This window comes from Streptomyces chengmaiensis (genome assembly GCF_029846775.1).
Taxonomy (GTDB): Bacteria; Actinomycetota; Actinomycetes; order Streptomycetales; family Streptomycetaceae; genus Streptomyces; species Streptomyces chengmaiensis.
This window is the reverse complement of sequence record NZ_JARWBG010000121.1, coordinates 1-3,390: the sequence shown is the minus strand read 5'-3', so window position 1 is coordinate 3,390 and position 3,390 is coordinate 1. Positions and strand designations below refer to the sequence as shown.

The 3,390-nt window shown below is 74.5% G+C and carries 4 protein-coding genes; 2 read left to right on the top strand and 2 right to left on the bottom strand.

Annotated features, from left to right (window positions below):
• Window positions 1-177: 177 nt before the first annotated feature.
• A complete protein-coding gene (locus tag QCN29_RS36585; protein WP_279933569.1) occupies window positions 178-1,065 on the bottom strand; it encodes an MHYT domain-containing protein in 888 nt (295 codons plus the stop codon).
• A 201-nt stretch (window positions 1,066-1,266) separates the two neighbouring features.
• Between QCN29_RS36585 and QCN29_RS36580 the strand changes: the two genes are divergently transcribed.
• Together QCN29_RS36580 and QCN29_RS36575 are read left to right on the top strand one after the other, a co-directional pair.
• A complete protein-coding gene (locus QCN29_RS36580; protein ID WP_279933568.1) occupies window positions 1,267-1,866 on the top strand; it encodes a class I SAM-dependent methyltransferase in 600 nt (199 codons plus the stop codon).
• A gap of 126 nt (window positions 1,867-1,992) precedes the next feature.
• Window positions 1,993-2,802: a hypothetical protein gene (locus tag QCN29_RS36575; RefSeq protein ID WP_279933567.1), complete on the top strand. Its 810-nt coding sequence runs from the start codon at window positions 1,993-1,995 to the stop codon at window positions 2,800-2,802.
• Window positions 2,803-2,932: 130 nt separating this feature from the next.
• Here the strand turns inward: QCN29_RS36575 and QCN29_RS36570 are convergent, their stop codons facing one another.
• Window positions 2,933-3,115 carry a hypothetical protein gene (locus QCN29_RS36570; protein ID WP_279933566.1) on the bottom strand — a complete coding sequence of 61 codons (183 nt, stop codon included), beginning with the start codon at window positions 3,113-3,115 and terminating at the stop codon, window positions 2,933-2,935.
• Between the last annotated feature and the right edge of the window lie 275 nt (window positions 3,116-3,390).

The window sequence follows — 3,390 nt, the reverse complement described above, 5'->3', positions numbered from 1 at the left end:
GGCGTGCGCGCGGCGGCCGCGGGCGGGCGGCGCGGTGGGCGGCGCGGTGGGCGGCTTGGGGTCCTGCGGGCGTGTGGTGTCCTCGCCCGGTGTCCTGCGGGGTGTGCGCATGGCCTCCTCGTTCCGGGGGCGCCGGGGGCGTTCCGGCTGTGGGTGCGGGCCTCGGGGCCGGGACCGTCAGCGGGCGGGGGTGTGCTGCGGCGCCGAGGCATGGGTGTCCGGCCGCCCGGAGGGGCTGTGGACCCCGGGATCGCGCGGGGCGGAGCCGCGCGGGGCGGAATCGTTCCGGGAGGAGTCCCCGGCCTCCTCGGAGCGGCGCTCGGCGAAGGCGTAGGCGGTCCGTTCGCGCTCGGTCGGGGAGAGTGCGACGAACGCCGAGGTGACGAAGAGGTACGACCCGAGGCCGACGGCGAGGGGGAAGATGAACTGCATCGCCGTGGCCCCGGGCAGCGCGTCCCGGGAGGGGACGACGTCCACGCTGACCGCCAGCATCCCGGTGTAGTGCATGCTGCTGACCGCGGCGCCCATGACGAGGGAGGCGACGGCCACCGCGACGGCCGACCTGATGTTGAGGGCCGCCCAGAGCGCGGCGGTGGCGGCGACGACCGCGATCGCCGCGGACAGCGCCACAAGAGCGGGGTCATAGCTGATCGAGCCGTGCAGGCGCAGTGCGGCCATGCCCAGGTAGTGCATGCCGGCCACGCCGAGTCCGGTGCTCAGTCCGCCCACGAGCAGGGCGCGGACACGGTCCCGGCCGTAGCCCACGCAGAAGACCCCGACCCCTGCGACCAGCATGGCGACGAGCAGGCTCAGCAGGGTCAGCGGCACGTTGTAGCGGATGTCGGCGCCCCGGACGGCGAAGCCGAGCATGGCGACGAAGTGCATGGTCCAGATGCCGGTTCCGATCGCCGAGGCTGCCGTGACCAGCCAGTTGCGGCGCGAGCGGCCGCTTGCCGCCAGTGCTCGCACGGTGCAGCGCAGCCCGAGGGCGGCGCCGATCACGGCCATCGCGTACGACAGCGCGGGTGTCAGCAAGCCGAAGGCCGCGTGGTCCAGATGTCCCATGGCCCAGGGACGCTAGGGCGCAGGGGGCGCACACAAGAGCGCATTTCGAAAGCTGATGGAATATGACAGAGAGATGCTTCAGAACGACCGTGCAGTGCTCGAACGCGCACACCGAACGTTCGTGTGAGGTTGTGCACGACGTGCCGGCGCTGTGGGGCACAGGTGTCCGTATGCGGGGCTCATCCGGGGGATCATGACCCTATGGCCGATGACCACACCTCTGTGCAGGAGTTCTTCAGCGCCCGCGCCGCGGACTGGGACAGCCGGTTCCCCGACGACGGGCCCGCCTATGCGGCCGCCGTCGCCGAGCTGGGTCTGCGTCCCGGAGACGCCGTCCTCGACGCGGGTTGCGGCACGGGACGGGCGCTGCCCCCGCTGCGCTCCGCCGTGGGGCCACGCGGCACGGTCCTCGGGGTGGACCTCACCCCGGCGATGCTGCGGCAGGCGGTGCGCGCCGGCCGGTCGGACAGCGGGCTGCCGGTCCTCGCCGACGTCGTACGCCTGCCGCTGCGCACCGGCTGCCTGGACGCGGTCTTCGCCGCGGGGCTGATCTCTCATCTGCCGCACCCGGCGGACGGTCTGCGCGAGCTCGCCCGCGTCGTGCGGCCGAACGGCACGCTCGCGCTCTTCCACCCCGTCGGCAGGGCGGCCCTCGCGGCCCGCCAGGGCCGGCGGCTCAGCGACGACGATCTGCGGGCGGAGGGCAATCTAGCCCCGCTGCTGGCGGGCTCCGGCTGGCGGATGACGTCGTACGCGGACGAGGACGCCCGCTTCCTGGCGCTGGCCGTCCGGCAGAGCTGAGCCGGGCGGTGGCCGCGCGGCCGAAGGCCGCGGGTCCGCAACCGGGAAGCCCGCAAACCCTCGACGACCGGGTTACCCACTCGTTAGGGTGCGCCGACACGATCCGAGCAGCTGCAGGAGGGTGCCGTGGCGGGGACGGACGACGCCGTCGTCGACGACGAGGACGCGCTGTATGTGCTGACCGCGGTGCTGCTGACACCCGCGCAGTTCCCCAGCGTCCTCGGCGACGACTTCCCGGCCGCGTGCGCGGCGCTCGACCTGGAGCCGTACGCGGAGGGGTACGGGCTGGTGCTCGGCCAGGATGCGGACGGCGCCCGCTGGACGGTCGTCGTGGACGACGTCTCGCTGGTCGCGGTGGCGATCGCCGCCTGGGACTGCGGCATGGAGCACGAGCTGTCTCCCGGCGAGCGCACCGTGGCAGCCGTGCTCCCCGGCTGGCCGCTGGCGGTCGCGGTGGCCGCGCCCGGGGTGCCCGCCCCGCACGACCCGTCGCCCGAGGAGGGCGGCCGGCCGCCTCTCTCCCCGCCCGGCAGTGATGCGTGGGGGGCCGCACAGCGGCGGCTGGGAGCGGACGAGGTCGCTCAGCAGTGGGCGCAGTGGCGGGGGCAGATGGACGACGACGAGACGTTCGCCTCCCCGGACACGCCCGAGGAGGGACGGACGGCGCAGCCAGAAGGCGTGCGGCGGGCGCTCGAGGAGGCCCGGGGCTACCTGGACTCGCCCCCTCCGCCCGGACGGGTGCGGTCGAGCTTCGCCCCGGGCGGGGCGCGCATGCTGCGGGTGGACGGCCCCGGCTGGTCCATGGTCGCCAGGACCGACGACATCGCCTTCGTCCTGCTGGACGAGGAGCCCTGCGAGGTGCTGCCCGTGGGGCGCGGCCCCGAGCTGCCGCAGCTCCTCCATGCCCTGGACGGGATCGCGACGCGCCCGGCCTGAGCACGTCGCCCGCGGACCGTCGTGGGCGACAGGTCCGCGGGCGGTTGATGTCGTGACTGTCTCGCTCCCCGCTCGCATCCCGCCGCAGCCGGCGTGGAGGACCGCCGGAGCGGTCATGCCGCCGGGCCGGTCAGCGGCCGATCTCCTTGCGGGAGACCCTGCGCAGCCTGCGGCGCTGGCCGGGGTCCAGCATGAAGTACGCGACGGTCGGGACACCGACCACCACCAGCAGCGAGAACCAGAAACCGATCAGCGGCCACAGGAGCAGGCCGACGGCCACTCCCCCGATCACGATCTTCGTACGTGTCGTCATTGTCGACGCCTCCTTTGCGGCCGGGGCCGCCCCTTGCACTGAGAACGCGGGCACTCGCCCCTCGGTTCCACTATGCGGCGCTCGGCATCGGTTCGACGACATCGTGCATATGCCGCAGCCTCTGCCAGGCAGGAGTCGCTCGGCCCAGTGCCGTGCGTACGGGGCCCGGCGCACGGCAGTGGGCGCGCGCCGGCGGCGGGCGGCAGCGCCTCCGCCGGGCACGCGGCGGTCGAGCCCGCCGACGCCGGAGGGCCGGTAGAGGCGGCGCGCGGGCG